Source organism: Streptomyces coelicoflavus (assembly GCF_045041415.1).
GTDB lineage: Bacteria > Actinomycetota > Actinomycetes > Streptomycetales > Streptomycetaceae > Streptomyces > Streptomyces coelicoflavus.
The window spans coordinates 6706171-6720401 of record NZ_CP108218.1 but is presented as its reverse complement, the minus strand read 5'-3'; the positions used below and the strand labels follow the sequence as shown (position 1 = coordinate 6720401).

Below are 14231 nucleotides of genomic sequence, written 5' to 3'. Positions count from 1 at the left end.
CTTGTATCGGTTGGTGTCCTGGGGACTGGCGGTCCCCCGGGGTCACGCTTCGGCGGGTGCCTCGGCCGGAGCCTCGGCCTCCTCGACGTCGGCCTCCGCGGCGTTCTGCGACTTGCCGGGGTTCGCCTTCGCGTCCGCCTTGCGCGCTTCCTGCGCCTGGCGGGCCTCGGCCATCGCCTCGGTCTTCTTCTTGTGCGGACCGAGAACCATGATCATGTTCCGGCCGTCCTGCTTCGGGTTCGACTCGATGAAGCCGAGGTCCTGGACGTCCTCCGCGAGACGCTGCAGCAGTCGGTAGCCGAGCTCCGGCCGGGACTGCTCGCGACCACGGAACATGATCGTGATCTTGACCTTGTCGCCCTGCTTGAGGAACCGGACGACGTGACCCTTCTTGGTGTCATAGTCGTGCGGGTCGATCTTCGGCCGGAGCTTCATCTCCTTGATGACCGTGTGCGCCTGGTTCTTGCGCGCCTCACGGGCCTTCATGGCCGACTCGTACTTGAACTTCCCGTAGTCCATGAGCTTGCACACGGGCGGACGGGCGTTCGCCGCGACCTCGACGAGGTCGAGGTCGTACTCCTGCGCAAGCTCCAGGGCCTTGGCAAGTGGGACAATCCCGACCTGCTCGCCGCTGGGACCGACAAGTCGCACCTCGGGAACGCGAATCCGGTCGTTGATGCGGGGCTCGGCGCTGATGGATCCTCCTCGGTAGCACCACGCGACGGTCTGGCGGACAGCCGCGTAACGTCTGTGTTCGATAGACCTAACCGCGCCGGCGCACAAAAAATGCCCCGGACGATCACAGGCGGGGCTCCTCGAACTACTACCGGAGCACCGCCGCGGTGACCGCGGGGCGCGACTTCGGGCTGGTCGCCGCCGCTGGGACGGGACCGCCTGACCGGTGACCCGCCGTCCGAAGGACGGCCAGGTGGGAGTTCGAAGCCTCCACTTGTGGGCCGGATCCGCTGCCGTGGGGGCGTGCGTGTCCGACCGGTCGTTACACAAGGTTAGCAGCTCGGCGGGGGAAGGGCTAACCGAGTCCGAGTGGGGTCCGCTCCCCCGCTGCGCCTATCGTGTGCGGCATGAGTGAGACCCCTCCTGAATCCCCGGCGAACCCCGACTTCGACGCCATGGCCCGCGACATCGCCGAGGTCCCGGCGGTCGAGGTGATCGTGACGGTCGCCGTCAACCTGATGAGCGCGGCCGCCGTGAAGCTGGGCCTGACCGAGGAGGGCGAGGACCACAAGGACCTGGACGAGGCCCGCAAGCTGGTGCACGCGCTGGCCGGCCTGCTGGACGCGACCGCGACCGAGATCAGCTCGTTCCACGCGGCGCCGCTGCGCGACGGCCTGAAGTCGCTCCAGCTGGCCTTCCGCGAGGCCTCGCTGGTCCCGGACGAGCCGGGCCAGGGTCCGGGCGAGAAGTACACGGGCGCGGTCTACGGCTGACCGCGGGCCCGCCCCACCCGGAGCTATCCCCGCACGTACAAGGGCTCGCCGGGCGGCGTCGCCCCGGCCGGCAGCAGTGCCAGGTCGAGGCCGCGCACCAGGCGGGCCCTCAGTGTGTCGTCGGCGGCCAGCCGCTCGGCGACGGCGCGGGCGGCCTTCGCCGCGTCGGCGCCCGGGTCGAGGACCAGCGCGAGCGTGCCGTCGGCGCTCCCCGGCCCGAGGTGGGCGCGGAGCACGGCGGGCTCGTCGGCGAGGGCGGCGCGCACGGCGCCGGCCACGGCCGGGTCGGCGAGCGGGTCGGTCGTCGTACGCCCCTCGGCGAGCGCCAGCAGCACCGCTCCGGTCAGCTCGAACGCCACCGGACCGGCGAGGTCCAGTACGACGGTGTCCGCCTTCTCGTGCGCGGCGGCCTCCAGTGCCTGGTGCACGGGTACGGCGACGGGGCGGGCCTCGGGGTCCCAGCGGGCGAGCGACTCGGTGGACGTGAACGCGGGCAGTGCGGTGCGGCCGCCGGCCTTCAGCGTCGGCACGGCCATGTCGCTGGTTTTCTCACGGCGCAGGCCGTTCCCGTCCTCCTCCACCTCACCGAGTACGGCGACGACGGGTACGAGCAGCCGGGCGCCCTTGAGTGCCCCGAGCACCGGGGCCACCGCGGTGCGGTCCTCGGCCCAGGCGGCGAGCGCGGCGCTCAGCCGGGGGTCGGCGGTGCCGTCGTCGTCGGAGAAGGCGGAGTCGGGGATGTTCTTGTTGGCCACGGTGCCCGACCCTATCGGGATGCACATGCACGGTGACGCCCGGCTGGCCGCGGCGATGGCGTCGGTGGCGGTGCCGGACGGCGTCGAGGTCTCGGTGGCGGTGCTGGACCCGGAGTCGGGCGAGGGCGCCCGCCACGGCACCGGCGCCTTCGACACGGCGAGCATCGTCAAGGTCGACATCCTGGCGGCGCTGCTGCTCCGGGCGCAGGACGTGGGGCGTTCGCTCACCGCGTCGGAGCGGTCCCGCGCCACGGCGATGATCGAGGACAGCGACAACGACTCGGCGTCGGCGCTGTGGCGGGCGATCGGGACGGCGGAGGGACTGGACGCCGCGAACGAACGTTTCGGGCTGACCGGCACCGCGGGGGGCGAGGGTCCGCTGTGGGGCCTGACCCGGACCACCGCCGACGATCAGGTCAGGCTGCTGCGGCAGGTGTTCGTGGCGGACGGGTCCGTGCTGAACGAGGCCTCACGGGCGTATGTGCGGGGGCTGATGGAGCGGATCGCCGACGGTCAGCGGTGGGGCGTGTCGGCGGCGGCCGACAGGACCGGCGGGGCGGGTGACTCCGGGTGGGCGCTGAAGAACGGCTGGCTGCGGCGCAGCACCACCGGGCTGTGGGTCGTCAACAGCATCGGGCGGGTGGAGACCGGTGGCCGCGGCCGTCTGGTGGCGGTGGTCTCGCGGGGCAGCGGTAGGCGGGCGGAGGGGATCGCGCTGACCGAGGCGGCGGCACGGGCGGCGGTGTCCGTGTTCGCGGACGACGCCGCCTGAGGGCGGATCCGGGCGGTCAGAAGCCGTCGGGGCGTTCGCGGCGGCCGCGCCACAGGACCACGGCCGCGACCACCAGCACGCCGCCCGCGCCGCCGGCCAGCGGGGCGGCCCAGGCCGAGGTGCCGTCGCCGGAGGCGGGGGCGTCGGGTCCCGGGCCGAAGTACTCGTCGCCGTACGCCGCCGCCTTCAGGCCCTCGGGCTTCAGTCGTGCGGCCGCCTCGATGGCGGCGGCCGGGTCGACGAAGCCGAAGCCGCGGGAGTCGTCGCGACCCTCGGCCGGGGCGTTGCGGGCGGTGTCCTCCAGGAGGGCCTTGACCTGGGCCGGGGTGAGGTCCGGGTGGGCGGCCTTCACGAGGGCCGCGGCCCCGGAGACGAAGGCGGAGGCGGCGCTGGTGCCCCAGCCCTCGTAGTAGCGGTGGTCGGGGTCGGCGATGATCACGTCGACGCCGGGGGCGCTGACCGTGGCGTACCAGCGGCGGGTGGAGAAGGAGGCGCGGGTGCCGTAGCGGTCGACGGCGGTCGCGGCGATCACGCCCGGGTAGGCGGCGGGGTAGGAGATGTGGTCGCCCTTCTCGCCGCCGTTGCCGGCCGAGGCGACGACGATCACGCCCTTCTTCAGGGCGTACTGGATGGCCTCGTCCTCCGCCGGTTCGGGGTGGGCGGAGGCGGAGTCGTCGCCGAGGGAGAGGTTGATGATGTCGGCGCCGTGGTCGGCGGCCCAGCGGATGCCCTCGGCCAGCGCGTTGCCGCGGGTCTTGCGGGCCTTGGCGCGGGAGGGGTCGCCGTCCTCCAGGATCACCCGCAGGGGGAGGATCCTGGCCTCCGGCGCGATGCCCATGACGCCCTCGGCGTTGCCGGTGCCGTGTCCGTGACCGGCGATGATTCCGGCCATGGCGGTGCCGTGCCGGGCCCAGGACCGGTCGCCCTCGCTCGCGCCGAAGCCGACCAGGTCCTTGCCGGTGAGGACGTTGCCGGCCAGGTCGGGGTGATCGGCCTCGACGCCGGTGTCCAGGACGGCGACGGTGACGCCCGCGCCCTTGGTGGTGCGCCACGCCTCCTGGGTGTGCATGGCGTCCAGGGCCCACTGCTGGGCGCGGATGCCGTCGGCGTGCGCGGCGGGCGCCGGGACGAGGACGAGGGCGGCGGCGAGGAGGAGGCTCAGGGCGCCGGTCCTGCGGCGGATGTCTGCGGGGGTCACGACGGGTGCTCCGTGGGCGTGCCGACGTTCTTGCGCAGGGCGCGTTCGACGCGGTCGGCGAGGCCCTGCGCCTCGTGGCCGAGGCCGGCCTGGGCGGGTGCCGACGTGGCGCCGGACTCGGTGGCCTCCTCGGCCGGTTCGGGCTCGTCGACGGTACGGCCGTCGGCCCAGCCGGAGACGGCGTAGACGACGACGGGGGCGTCGGTGAGGACGGAGACGGTCCACGAGGCCCGCTGGGCCGCTGTGAAGTCCTCGGCGACGGTGTCCTTCGCCGCGTACGGCAGGGGCATGAGGTCGGACCGCCTGCCGAGGCCCTCCTTCTCGAACCGGCCCGCCAGCGAGGTCATGGCGGCGGCGTCGGCCTTGGTGAAGAGCAGGCCGACGGTGGTGACGTGGCTCTGGGTGGCGTCGGTGTAGGTGGCGCGCAGCAGGCGCGCGCAGCCGACCGGTTCGAAGACCTTGGCGAGCAGTCGGTCGAAGGCGCCCGCGCAGTCGCCGTCCGGGGCGACCGCCACCCGCGTCCAGGTGCGGTCGGCGCCGCCGGGGCCCGCGCCCCTGCCCTGGACGGTGGGCGGGAAGAGCTGGTCGACGGGCACGCTGTGCCACAGCTCCCCCGCCTCGGTGTACGCGCTGCGCGCGCCGTCCTCCCCGGAGTCCCCGGCGAGCCAGCTGCCCGTGACGGCACCGGTGAGGAGTCCCACCCCGAGCACGAGGCAGACGGCCGCGGCGACGACCTGGGGGCGGCGGGGACGCCCGCCGAGCGGACGGGGCCGGGCCAGCGCGTCGTACCCCTCGGGCTCGCCGAAGGAGACCCGGGGCCGCACGTCGGCCGGGGGCGCGGGGTGGTCCGGGGGGCTCCAGGAGAAGGCGGGGTCGGGGGCGGCGGAGGCCGGTCGTGGCGGGGGGAGTTCCGTTCGGGCCGCCGGTCGCGGTTCCGGGTCCTCCTCCGTGTCCGCCGGGATCGGGCGCAGGCGTGTGGTCGTCTCCGTCGGTGTCTCCGCGGGCGCGCCGGGACGGTGGGGCGGCGCCTGCGGTACCCCGGTGCCGCGCGGGGCGTCACGGCCGACGGTCGGCGCGGTGTCGGGGAAGCGGGCGGAGGCCCGGGGCGGCACGGGCGCGGGGTCGCCGGACCGGGGGTCGCCGAGCCGGAAACGCGGGTGCCGCGGCCGGACGCCGGGCCCCTCGGAGCCGCCGGAGGTGCCGTCCCGGCGGTCGTCCGGGGGGACGGGCCCGTCCGTGCCGCCCGTACGCCGCGCCGGAGTGGTCGAGGAGGCCGCTTCGGTCTGGTGCCCACGCGCGTCGGGGTGCGCGGCCTCCGGCTCACCGGCGCGCCGCGCCGGTGCCTTGCCCGGGTGGGGCGGAACGCCGGGGTGGGGCGGGACACCGAGGCGGGGCGGCGTACCGATACGGGGCGGCGTGCCCGGACGCGGCGCCGCCTGCGGGCCGGACGAGGCCGCCGGACGGGCACCGGCATCGGCACTCGCCGTAGGACCCGGCCCGGACTCCGGGCGGGGCGGCGTCTCGGGGCGGGGCGGGGTGCCCGAACGCGGCGGCGTCTGCGGGCCGAACGAGGCCGCCGGACGGGCACCGGCATCGGCACTCGCCGTAGGACCCGGCCCGGACTCCGGGCGGGGCGGCGTCTCGGGGCGGGGCGGGGTGCCCGAACGCGGCGGCGTCTGCGGGCCGAACGAGGCCGCCGGACGGGCACCGGCATCGGCACTCGCCGTAGGACCCGGCCCGGACTCCGGGCGGGGCGGCGTCTCGGGGCGGGGCGGGGTGCCCGAACGCGGCGGCGTCTGCGGGCCGAACGAGGCCGCCGGACGGGCACCGGCATCGGCACTCGCCGTAGGACCCGGCCCGGACTCCGGGCGGGGCGGCGTCTCGGGGCGGGGCGGGGTGCCCGAACGCGGCGGCGTCTGCGGGCCGAACGAGGCCGCCGGACGGGCGGCGGCACCAGTATCGGCACCGGCACCGGCTGCGGGGCCCGCCTCCGGCCCGGGCTCCCGGCGGGGCGGGGTACCAGGGCGTGACGGCACCCCGGGGCGAAGGGAGGTCTCGACGCGGGGCGACGTCTCCGGCCGGGGGGAAGTCCCGACGCGGGGCGACGTCTCCGACCGGGGGGAAGTCCCGACGCGGGGCGAAGTCTCCGGCCGGGGAGAAGTCCCGACGCGGGGCGGAGTCTCCGGGCGGGGTGGGGTCTCCGGGCGGGGTGGGGTCCCGGGGTGCGGGGGGAGGGAGGCGCGGCGCGCTTCCGTGCTCATGCACCCCCCGTTTCCTCGGGCCCGGCCCGTTGCTCCGACACGGACCGGAGACCTCGGTCCCGACCGTGGTCTCCTGCCCCGGCCCGGCGCGGAACGCTCCGTCCCGGGCACGCATACCCGCTCGGGAGGACCACCATCCCGGCGCGGGCTCCGGGGCCCGGCCGCCGGGGTCGGGTCCGCCGTGCGTGCGCGTCACTCTACGGCGTGACCCCGCCGGAGGGGGAACCAGTCCGCACGCCCGTGGCATTGGCCCGGATCGTCCCCCTACCCTGCGGTAATCCTGTCTGGCAGGCTGCCGTCATGACCGCACGCGCCGCCGACCGGGCCCGTTACGACCGGGCCACCGCCCATCTGGACGCCCCCGTGGCGATCGTGGACCTGGAGGCCTTCGACGCCAACGCGGACGACCTGGTCCGCCGCGCCGGCGGCAAGCCGATCCGGGTCGCCAGCAAGTCCGTACGCTGTCGCGCGTTGCTGGAACGGGCCCTGGCCAGGGACGGTTTCGCGGGCGTCATGTCGTTCACGCTGGCCGAGTCGCTGTGGCTGGCGCGCTCCGGTTTCGAGGACGTGCTGCTCGCCTATCCGTCGGCGGACCGCGCCGGGTACGCAGAGCTGACGGCAGATCCCAAGCTCGCCTCCGCCGTGACCGTGATGGTCGACGACCCGGCGCAGCTGGACCTGGTGGACGCTGCGCGTGACGGCGGCCGGGAAGTCGTGCGGGTCTGCCTGGAGTTGGACACCTCACTGCGGCTGCTCGGGGGCCGGGTGCGGGTCGGGGCCCGGCGCTCGCCGCTGCACTCCCCCGCCGACGTCGCCGGCCTGGCCCGCGCGGTGGCCCGCCGGCCGGGATTCGAGGTCGTCGGCATCATGGCGTACGAGGGGCATGTCGCCGGGGTCGGGGACGCGGTGGCGGGGCATCCGTTCCGGTCGCGCGCCGTGCGGCTGATGCAGGCCGCCGCCCGCCGGGAACTCGCCGAGCGGCGGGCCGCGGTGGTACGGGCCGTCCGGGCCGTGGTGCCCGGTCTGGAGTTCGTCAACGGCGGCGGCACGGGCAGCGTGCAGCACACCGCCGCGGAGGACGCGGTCACCGAGATCGCGGCCGGTTCCGGGTTGTACGTGCCGCGGCTGTTCGACAACTACACGTCGTTCCGCGGCCGTCCCGCGGCGCTGTTCGCGCAGCCCGTCGTACGGCGGCCGGGGGTCGGGTCCGTGACCGTGCTCGGCGGCGGCTACCCGGCCTCGGGCGCGGCCGGCGCCGACCGGCTGCCGGTGCCGTACCTGCCCGAGGGGCTGCGCTACGACCCCCAGGAGGGCGCCGGCGAGGTGCAGACGCCGCTGCTGGGCTCCCCCGCCGACGATCTGCTCATCGGCGACAAGGTGTGGTTCCGGCACGCCAAGGCCGGTGAGCTGTGCGAGCGGTTCGACGCGCTGCACCTGGTGGAGGGGGACGCGGTGACGGCGACGGTGCCGACGTACCGGGGCGAGGGGCACACCTTCCTGTGACGCGGGCGCCCCGGGGGCGGGGTCAGTCCGTCGGGCCGATGCCGCTGCCCACGCCGCCTCCGGTGTCCGCGTCGCCGACGGGCCGGATGCCCTTGGTGATCGTGTCCATGTCGGTCAGGGGCGGACCGTCCTCGCCGGCGTCGAAGACGTAGCGGACGAGGATCGGGGACTCGGTGCCTACGGTGGAGGGGAACACCATCGACTGCACGTAGCCGCCGGGCCCCTCGGCGGTCTTCACCCGCCAGCGCACGTAGTACCCGGCGCGTCCGGCGACCGCGACGGGGCCGGACGCCACCTCCTGGTGGGACTCGATGCCGCCGAAGGGCTTGTTGCCGATCAGGTCCTCGTCGTAGGCGTCGTCGGCCGCGTCCTCGATGTCCTGCCGCGCGAGGGCCTTCGGGGAGGTCTCGGCGGTCGCCGTGACGGTGCGGGAGACGACGAGGCCGTGCCGGCACACGCTGCCGTCGGCGGGGCAGTCGTAGGTGCCGTCCGTCGTCATCATGACGTCGTCCTGGGCGACGTACTTGGGCAGGACCCAGCCGTCCGGCAGCGGGAAGGTGATGCCGTTGAGCTGGTCCTCGACCACGGCCGGGTCGTCGGCGGAGGGTTCGGAGGCGGTCGGTGAGGGGGAGGGCGGGTCGTTCACCGGCGAGGGGTCGGTGGCGGTCGCCGTGCCCGGCGGGGTCTGCGTCCGCGGGCTGCCGTCGTCCTGGCCCAGCACGAACACGCCGGTGACGATCGCGGCGACCAGTACGGCCGCGGCGGCGGTCAGCGCGAGGGCCTTTCCGCGTCCGCCGCCGGGTCCGCCGCCAGGTCCGCTTCCGGCTCCGGCTCCGGCTTCCGCTCCGGTCGACAGCGGCACGGTCGCCGCCTGGCCGGGCTGCGCCTGACAGTGCACCGGCTCCTGCGCCGGGGCCCGGCCCACGGCCGGCCCGTACCCGGTCGGCTCGGGGGCGCGCCGGTGCTCCGTCCAAGCCGTGCCGTCCCACCAGCGTTCCAGGTGCGGGCCCGACGGGTCGCGGTACCAGCCGGGCGGGGGCGTCATGCTCATCCCGGCACTGTAGGACGCCGCGCGCGGTGTTCTACAGCGGTGTGACGTACGCCCCCGAGATCCCGCCGTCCACGAGGAAGTCGGTGGCGTTGACGAAGGAGGAGTCGTCGCTGGCCAGGAAGGCGACGGCGGCGGCGATCTCCTCGGCCTCGGCGAACCGTCCGAGGGGGATGTGGACGAGGCGGCGCGCGGCCCGCTCCGGGTCCTTGGCGAACAGCTCCTGGAGGAGCGGGGTGTTGACCGGCCCGGGGCACAGCGCGTTGACGCGGATGCCCTCCCGCGCGAACTGCACGCCCAGTTCCCGGGACATGGCGAGGACGCCGCCCTTGGAGGCGGTGTACGAGATCTGCGAGGTGGCCGCGCCCATCCGGGCCACGAAGGACGCGGTGTTGATGATGGAGCCCCGGCCCTGGCGCCGCATGTACGGGATGGCGGCCTTGCAGCACAGGTAGACGGAGGTGAGGTTGACCTCCTGGACGCGCCGCCACGCCTCCAGGCCGGTCTCCAGGATGGAGTCGTCGTCGGGCGGCGAGATGCCGGCGTTGTTGAACGCCACGTCGACGCTGCCGCAGGTGTCGTACGCCGCCGCGAACAGCGCCTCGACCTGATCGGCGTCGGTGACGTCGGCCTTGACGAAGGTCCCGCCGGTCTCCTCGGCCGCGGCCTTGCCCCGGGTCTCGTCCACGTCGCCGCAGACGACGTGGGCGCCCTCGGAGGCCAGCCGGCGGACGGTGGCGAGGCCGATGCCGCTGCCGGCTCCGGTGACGACGGCGGTACGGCCGACGAGCCTGCGGCAGACGATGTCTTCGCTCACTGTGCGGGGTCCTCCGTGCTCGACGAGGTGGTGCTGATGAAGACGTTCTTGGTCTCGGTGAACGCGGTCAGCGCGTCCGGGCCGAGTTCGCGGCCGAGGCCGGACTGCTTGAACCCGCCGAACGGCGTCCAGTAGCGGACGCTCGCGTGCGAGTTGACGGACAGGTTCCCGGCGCGGACCGCGCCCGACACGCGCAGGGCGCGGCCGACGTCCCGGGTCCACAGCGAGCCGGACAGGCCGTAGTCGGTGGCGTTGGCCAGGCGGATCGCGTCGGCCTCGTCCTCGAAGGGCAGGACGACGGCGACGGGTCCGAAGACCTCCTCGACGGCCACGCGCGCGTGCGCGTCGACGCCGGTGAGCACGGTCGGCGGGAACCAGTACCCGGGGCCGCCCTCGGGGGCCTTGCCGCGGATGCCGGCTGCGTCGTCCGGGACGTAGGAGCGGACGCGGTCCAGCTGGGCGCGGGAGATCAGCGGGCCCATCCCGGTGCTCTCGTCGGCCGGGTCGCCGACGCGGACGGCCTCGATCGCGGGGGCGAGGAGGGCGAGGAAGCGGTCGTGCACGGACCGCTGGACGAGGATGCGGGTGCGGGCGCAGCAGTCCTGGCCCGCGTTGTCCAGGAAGGACATGGGCGTGGCGGCCGCGGCGGCCTCGAGGTCCGCGTCGGCGAAGACGATGTTGGGGCTCTTGCCGCCGAGTTCGAGGGTGACGGGTTTGAGGAGCGCCGCGCCCTTGGCGGCCACCTGCCGGCCCACGGCGGTGGAACCGGTGAAGACGATCTTGGCGACGCCCGGGTGCTCGACGAGCGCGTCCCCCGCGACCGGCCCGTGCCCGGGCAGCACCTGGAACAGGCCCTCGGGCAGGCCCGCCGCCAAAGCGAGTTCGGCCAGGCGCAGCGCGGTGAGCGGGGTCGTCTCGGCGGGCTTGAGGAGGACCGCGTTGCCCGCCGCGAGCGCCGGTGCGGTGGCCCAGGCCGCGATGGGCATCGGAAAGTTCCAGGGGGCGATGACACCGACGACGCCGAGCGGTTCGAGGAGCGTGACGTCCAGGCCGCCGGCGACCGGGATCTGGCGCCCGGTGAGCCGCTCCACTCCCCCGGCGGCGTAGTCGAGCAGGTCGCGGACGTTGCCGGCCTCCCAGCGGGCGTTGCCGAGGAGGTGCCCGGCCTGGCGGACCTCCAGGCGGGCCAGCTCCTCGAGGTGCTCGTCGACGGTGACGGCGAAGCGGCGCAGCAGCCGGGCCCGGTCGCCGGGGGCGAGGGCGGCCCAGGCGGTCTGCGCCCGCGCGGCGCGTGCGACGGCGGCGTCCACGTCGGCCGCGGTGGGGCGGGGACGGTGGCGACGACCTCTTCGGTGGCGGGGTTGAGTACCCGTAGCTCGTCGGGGAGTTCCTCTGACAACTCGGACAACCGGTGCCTCACATGCGTTCGAAGGAGCGGCGCAGTTCCCAGTCGGTGACGGCGGCGTCGAAGGCGTCCAGTTCGACGCGCGCCATGTTGCGGTAGTGGGCGACGACCTCGTCCCCGAAGGCTTCCTTGGCGAGGGTGCTGTTCTCCCACAGTTCGGCGGCCTCGCGCAGGGTGGTGGGGACGTGCTCGTAGTCGGCGGCGTACGCGTTGCCCGGGCAGGGCTCGGGGAGTTCCAGCCGCTGCTCGACGCCGTGCAGTCCGGCGGCGACCATGCCGGCCACCGCGAGGTAGGGGTTGACGTCGCCGCCGGGGAGCCGGTTCTCGAAGCGCAGCGAGCGGCCGTGGCCGACGACGCGCAGGGCACAGGTGCGGTTGTCGTGTCCCCAGGCGACCGCGGTCGGGGCGAAGGAGCCGGGCTGGAAGCGCTTGTAGGAGTTGATGTGCGGGGCGTAGAGGAGGGAGAACTCCCGCAGCGCCACGAGTTGCCCGGCGAGGAAGTGCCGCATGACGTCGGACATGCCGCCTTCGCGGTCACCGGCCATGACGCTGTCGCCGTCGGCTCCGGCGAGCGAGAGGTGGACGTGGCAGGAGTTGCCCTCCAGCTCGTTGTACTTGGCCATGAAGGTGAGGGACATGCCCTCCTGGGCGGCGATCTCCTTGGCGCCGGTCTTGTAGACGGCGTGCTGGTCGCAGGTGACCAGGGCCTCGTCGTAGCGGAAGGCGATCTCGTGCTGGCCGGGGTTGCACTCGCCCTTGGCGGACTCGACGGTGAGGCCGGCGCCGGCCATCTCGTTGCGGATGCGGCGCAGCAGGGGTTCGACGCGGCCGGTGCCGAGGACGGAGTAGTCGACGTTGTACTGGTTGGCCGGGGTGAGGCCGCGGTAGTTCGCGTCCCAGGCGTGCTCGTAGGTGTCCCGGAAGACGATGAACTCCAGCTCGGTGCCGGCCTGGGCGGTGTACCCGTGTCCGGCGAGCCGCTCCAGCTGGCGGCGCAGGATCTGCCGGGGCGCGGCGAGCACCGGGGAGCCGTCCTCCCAGGCGAGGTCGGCGACGGCCAGGGCGGTGCCCTCGTTCCAGGGCAGCCGGCGCAGGGTGGCGACGTCGGTGTGCAGGGCGAAGTCGCCGTAGCCGCGGTCCCAGGAGGACATGGCGTAGCCGTCGACGGTGTTCATGTCGGCGTCCACCGCGAGGAGGTAGTTGCAGCCCTCGGTGCCGTGGGCCAGGACCTCGTCGAGGAAGAAGCGGGCGGCGAACCGCTTGCCCTGGAGGCGGCCCTGCATGTCGGGGAAGGCGAGGACGACGGTGTCGATGTCACCGGCGGCGACGAGGGCGTGCAGTTCCTCGACCCCGAGCGGGGGTGTGCGGTCTGCCACGGGGGGAGCCTCCTTCTGGCCGGGAGCCATAAGGTATTGCCGGGAACCTTTGGTTGGGAAGGGGGCGCGGCCGCGTGCGGGAGGAATCCGCCGGACGTGCCGGGAGCGTGACGGACCGGCTGGCGCCGGTGCTGCGCCCGGTGCGCGCCGGCAACGGCTTCGAGGAGGCGCTGGAGCAGATCCTCCAAATCGTCAGGCTGGGCCTGGTCGCGGCGGGCGAGCGGCTGCCGGCCGAGCGGGAGCTGGCGGAGCGGCTGGGGATCAGCCGGGTGACGCTGCGCGAGGTGCTGCGGGTGCTCCAGGACCAGGGGCTGGTGGAGGCGCGGCGCGGCCGGTACGGCGGAACCTTCGTGCTGCCGCGCGCCGGCGCGGGCGGCGAGGACGAGCTGCGGCGCCGGGTGGCCGGGGTCGACATCGAGGACGTGCTGCGGTTCCGGGAGGTCCTGGAGTCGGGGGCGGCCGGACTGTGCGCGGCACACGGGCTGCCGGAAGCGGGGGCGGCGCGGCTGCGGGAGGCGCTGGCGGGTACGCGCGACGCGCCGCTGGCGCAGTACCGGCGGCTGGACACGATGCTGCACCTCACCCTCGCGGAGCTGTGCGGCTCACCGGCGCTGGCGGCGCAGTACGCGGCCGTCCGGGCCACCCTCAACGATCTGCTGGACTGCATCCCGCTGCTGGTGCGGAACCTGGAGCACTCCCAGCGTCAGCACGGCGCGCTGGTGGAGGCGGTGCTCGACGGGGACGCGGACGGGGCGCGGGAGATCGCCCGGGAGCACTGCGCGGGGACGGCGGCGCTGCTGCGCGGGTTTCTGACGTGAACGCCTTGCCGTGGCGGCGCGCTGCGGCAAAGGTGTGGACGGCAAAGGTGTGGACACAGCCCATTACCCGGTCCGAATCTTCTGGAGGGCGGATGGCGGACAGGCCGCTGATCGGTGTCAGCACGTATCTGGAGTCCTCGGCGCGCTGGGGCGTGTGGGAGCTGGAGGCGGTGCTGTTGCCCGCCGGGTATCCGCGGCTGGTGCGGCGGGCGGGCGGTCTGGCCGCGATGCTCCCGCCGGACGAGCCCGAGCACGCCGCGGCGGCCGTCGCCCGCGTCGACGGGCTGGTGATCGCGGGCGGCCCGGACGTGGAGCCGGTCCGTTACGGCGCCGAGCCCGACCCGCGCACCGGCCCTCCCGCCCGGGCCAGGGACACCTGGGAACTGGCGCTCATCGAGGCGGCCCTGGCCGCGCGCGTCCCGCTGCTGGGCGTCTGCCGGGGCATGCAGCTGCTCAACGTCGCCCTGGGCGGCACCCTGGTCCAGCACATCGAGGGGCACGCCGAGGCGGTGGGCGTGTTCGGCGGCCACCTGGTCCGGCCGGTGCCGGGGACGCGGTACGCCGGTGCCGTGCCGGAGGAGACGTTCGTGCCGACGTACCACCACCAGGCGGTGGACCGGCTCGGCACCGCCCTGATCGCCTCCGCCCACGCGGCCGACGGCACCGTGGAAGCCGTGGAACTGCCCCCCGACTCCGGAGGCTGGACCCTCGGCGTGCAGTGGCACCCGGAAATGGGCGACGACGACCGCGTGATGCGGGCCCTGGTGGACGCGGCGCGAGCGGCTTGAGCGGGGCCGACGGCGTATCCGCACCCTCGTCGTATCCGCATC

At 74.8% G+C, this 14231-nt stretch carries 12 protein-coding genes and 1 pseudogene; 5 read left to right on the top strand and 8 right to left on the bottom strand.

Annotation, left to right across the window (positions count from 1 at the left end):
- Positions 1–42: 42 nt before the first annotated feature.
- Positions 43–696, bottom strand: coding sequence for a translation initiation factor IF-3 (infC, locus tag OHA99_RS30150; protein ID WP_063739965.1), 654 nt, complete (start codon positions 694–696; stop codon positions 43–45).
- 386 nt (positions 697–1082) lie between these two features.
- Here infC and OHA99_RS30145 point away from each other — a divergent pair, with 386 nt between their 5' ends.
- Entirely contained in the window at positions 1083–1448 is a 366-nt protein-coding gene (locus tag OHA99_RS30145) for a DUF1844 domain-containing protein (RefSeq protein WP_007447718.1), read from the top strand.
- A gap of 23 nt (positions 1449–1471) precedes the next feature.
- Here OHA99_RS30145 and OHA99_RS30140 read toward each other — a convergent pair whose 3' ends face one another.
- The gene (locus OHA99_RS30140) at positions 1472–2203 is read right to left on the bottom strand and encodes an SseB family protein (protein ID WP_153180669.1); all 732 of its coding nucleotides are present in this window, start codon (positions 2201–2203) and stop codon (positions 1472–1474) included.
- 19 nt (positions 2204–2222) lie between these two features.
- Between OHA99_RS30140 and OHA99_RS30135 the strand changes: the two genes are divergently transcribed.
- Positions 2223–2975, top strand: a complete 753-nt coding sequence (locus tag OHA99_RS30135) for a serine hydrolase (RefSeq protein ID WP_405698395.1) — start codon at positions 2223–2225, stop codon at positions 2973–2975.
- A gap of 16 nt (positions 2976–2991) precedes the next feature.
- On the opposite strand, the gene mycP is transcribed toward OHA99_RS30135, so the two are convergent.
- Both mycP and OHA99_RS30125 read right to left on the bottom strand, forming a co-directional pair.
- Positions 2992–4173, bottom strand: coding sequence for a type VII secretion-associated serine protease mycosin (gene mycP / locus OHA99_RS30130; protein ID WP_282881114.1), 1182 nt, complete (start codon positions 4171–4173; stop codon positions 2992–2994).
- Positions 4170–5285 (bottom strand): hypothetical protein, encoded by a 1116-nt coding sequence (locus OHA99_RS30125; RefSeq protein ID WP_405698394.1) that lies wholly within the window; start codon positions 5283–5285, stop codon positions 4170–4172. Before OHA99_RS30125 ends, mycP begins: the two co-directional genes overlap by 4 nt.
- 1449 nt (positions 5286–6734) lie before the next feature.
- Between OHA99_RS30125 and OHA99_RS30120 the strand changes: the two genes are divergently transcribed.
- Positions 6735–7937 (top strand): amino acid deaminase/aldolase, encoded by a 1203-nt coding sequence (locus OHA99_RS30120; RefSeq protein WP_153180666.1) that lies wholly within the window; start codon positions 6735–6737, stop codon positions 7935–7937.
- A 22-nt stretch (positions 7938–7959) separates the two neighbouring features.
- Here OHA99_RS30120 and OHA99_RS30115 read toward each other — a convergent pair whose 3' ends face one another.
- The 4 genes and pseudogenes from OHA99_RS30115 to glnA4 form a co-directional block, all read right to left on the bottom strand.
- On the bottom strand, positions 7960–8982 hold the full coding sequence (locus OHA99_RS30115; protein ID WP_405699019.1) for a DUF2510 domain-containing protein: 1023 nt from the start codon (positions 8980–8982) through the stop codon (positions 7960–7962).
- Positions 8983–9019: 37 nt separating this feature from the next.
- On the bottom strand, positions 9020–9802 hold the full coding sequence (locus OHA99_RS30110) for a 3-oxoacyl-ACP reductase (protein ID WP_153180665.1): 783 nt from the start codon (positions 9800–9802) through the stop codon (positions 9020–9022).
- Positions 9799–11201, bottom strand: a pseudogene (locus OHA99_RS30105) (aldehyde dehydrogenase family protein). Before OHA99_RS30105 ends, OHA99_RS30110 begins: the two are co-directional and overlap by 4 nt.
- A gap of 17 nt (positions 11202–11218) precedes the next feature.
- On the bottom strand, positions 11219–12583 hold the full coding sequence (gene glnA4, locus OHA99_RS30100) for a gamma-glutamylethanolamide synthetase GlnA4 (RefSeq protein WP_381500990.1): 1365 nt from the start codon (positions 12581–12583) through the stop codon (positions 11219–11221).
- Positions 12584–12657: 74 nt separating this feature from the next.
- Here glnA4 and OHA99_RS30095 point away from each other — a divergent pair, with 74 nt between their 5' ends.
- Positions 12658–13401 (top strand): FadR/GntR family transcriptional regulator, encoded by a 744-nt coding sequence (locus tag OHA99_RS30095; protein ID WP_381500988.1) that lies wholly within the window; start codon positions 12658–12660, stop codon positions 13399–13401.
- Positions 13402–13493: 92 nt separating this feature from the next.
- Positions 13494–14189, top strand: coding sequence for a gamma-glutamyl-gamma-aminobutyrate hydrolase family protein (locus OHA99_RS30090; protein ID WP_405698393.1), 696 nt, complete (start codon positions 13494–13496; stop codon positions 14187–14189).
- The last annotated feature ends 42 nt before the right edge of the window (positions 14190–14231 follow it).

What these genes read in the sequence shown, in the direction of transcription:
- OHA99_RS30145 (WP_007447718.1), top strand. Translation starts at nt 1,083, where the DNA reads ATGAGTGAGACCCCTCCTGAATCCCCGGCGAACCCCGACTTCGACGCC.
- OHA99_RS30135 (WP_405698395.1), top strand. Translation starts at nt 2,223, where the DNA reads ATGCACATGCACGGTGACGCCCGGCTGGCCGCGGCGATGGCGTCGGTG.
- OHA99_RS30120 (WP_153180666.1), top strand. Translation starts at nt 6,735, where the DNA reads ATGACCGCACGCGCCGCCGACCGGGCCCGTTACGACCGGGCCACCGCC.
- OHA99_RS30115 (WP_405699019.1), bottom strand. Translation starts at nt 8,982, where the DNA reads ATGACGCCCCCGCCCGGCTGGTACCGCGACCCGTCGGGCCCGCACCTG.
- OHA99_RS30090 (WP_405698393.1), top strand. Translation starts at nt 13,494, where the DNA reads ATGGCGGACAGGCCGCTGATCGGTGTCAGCACGTATCTGGAGTCCTCG.